Annotated in this window: 2 protein-coding genes; both read left to right on the forward strand. The window is 44.3% G+C overall.

The window, feature by feature from the left end:
• On the forward strand, positions 1 to 526 hold a 526-nt coding region (locus R7P67_RS23775; RefSeq protein ID WP_318086187.1), incomplete at its 5' end, for a cation:proton antiporter.
• Positions 527 to 1,233: 707 nt separating this feature from the next.
• Positions 1,234 to 1,386 carry a transposase gene (locus R7P67_RS23780; protein ID WP_157178112.1) on the forward strand — a complete coding sequence of 51 codons (153 nt, stop codon included), beginning with the start codon at positions 1,234 to 1,236 and terminating at the stop codon, positions 1,384 to 1,386.
• The last annotated feature ends 234 nt before the right edge of the window (positions 1,387 to 1,620 follow it).

A 1,620-nucleotide genomic window follows, 5' to 3' on the forward strand; every position in this document is an offset into this window, starting at 1 on the left:
CTGGACGCGCTTTATTGGCTTCTCTAAAGAGAGTGAAGACCACCTAGACCACTTCTGGGAGTTAGTAGATGAGTTCCTAAACGGCGTGCTATTCCTATTAATTGGTATGTCGATGCTGCTATTTAAGTTCCATGAAGAAGACTGGATCATGATGGCAATTGCAGTCCCTCTGGTGCTAGCCTCTCGCTATCTCAGCGTCTTTATCTCATACATAGGCTTTAAACGTTACAGAAAATACAACCCATGGTCAGTAAAAATTTTGACTTGGGGTGGCCTACGTGGCGGCCTAGCGCTAGCAATGGCACTTTCAATTCCATCAGGAATTTGGGTGGTTCAAGACAAGCTGATCGATGTAAAAGAGATCATCCTTGTAATGACCTATTCGGTTGTGGTGTTCTCTATCCTTATTCAAGGTTCAACCATTACACCAATGATTGAAAAGGCGAAAGCTGAAGAAAAAAAGATGGAAGATGAAAAGCTAGCTCAAAGCTCTTTAGCAGAACAAAGAGAACAAACTGAAGCCTAATTCCATTCTCCCCATATTTAAAAAGCAGCCTTAGGGCTGCTGTTTTATGCTCTAAAATTCGAAGACTTCACCAACAATATTATCTAGAAACCTCGCCGTTCTACTCTCCTCAGAGCGAAGCCCGAGCCTAATACCAATCTAAGTAAAAATATGAACTAATTGAGGCCATTCAGATGAAAATGAGACTGCTGGCCCTTGCTCATTTCAAAGATGGGTACTCACGCACACAAATCGCCCAAGTTTCTCAAGATAAGCCGAACCAGTGTCAATAAGTTGGTCCAAACCTTTCTTGAAGAAAGGCTGGAAGGACGGCAAGAAAAGCCAATGATACACAAGACGGAGAACTGACTGGTTCCGACATCCACGCTTACATCATGAAAGAATTTGGCAAGCACTACCGCCCTGACTCTATCTATTACCTGCTCGACCACATGAGCCTTTCATGAATAACTTCCCGCTCAAAACACGACAACACACTTATGGACTGAAAAAGCAGCTTGCCCAAGAGCCAAGAAACAACAATTTGAGTATGCTTATCGGATCGGTTCAGTCGTCGCAGAAGAGGAATTGGTGAGGCTATCATTGTCCCTGGGTTAATAAAGACATCATGATAGAGCACTTAAAACAAATATTGGCAGTCACGGAGGAAGGACGTCACGCCGTCGTTGTAATGGATGGCGCAGGATGGCATACAGAAGAAATTGCCAATGACTTTAAATGTCAGTGTCATCAAGCTTTCGCCCTATTCTCCAGAGCTAAACCCTATCGGACAAGTATGGCGTTGGTTGCGGCAACGCGATTTAGCCAATCAATATTTTACTGATTACGACGACATCATCTCCAAAGTCTGCGATGCATAGTATCGGTTTTTGGATTGCTCCAAAAGAGTCACCAAAATATGCTCGAGAAGATGGATAGACCTGACCAGTTAATTTTCCAGATTGGTATGACTTCTCTTGGAAGGGAAAATGACAGCCCCTAAAACGACAAAAGCCCTGCTATTTCTAGCAGGGCTTTCAAATAAGTGGCGGAGCGGACGGGACTCGAACCCGCGACCCCCGGCGTGACAGGCCGGTATTCTAACCAACTGAACT

The sequence above is a fragment of the Vibrio sp. Vb0937 genome (genome assembly GCF_033338855.1).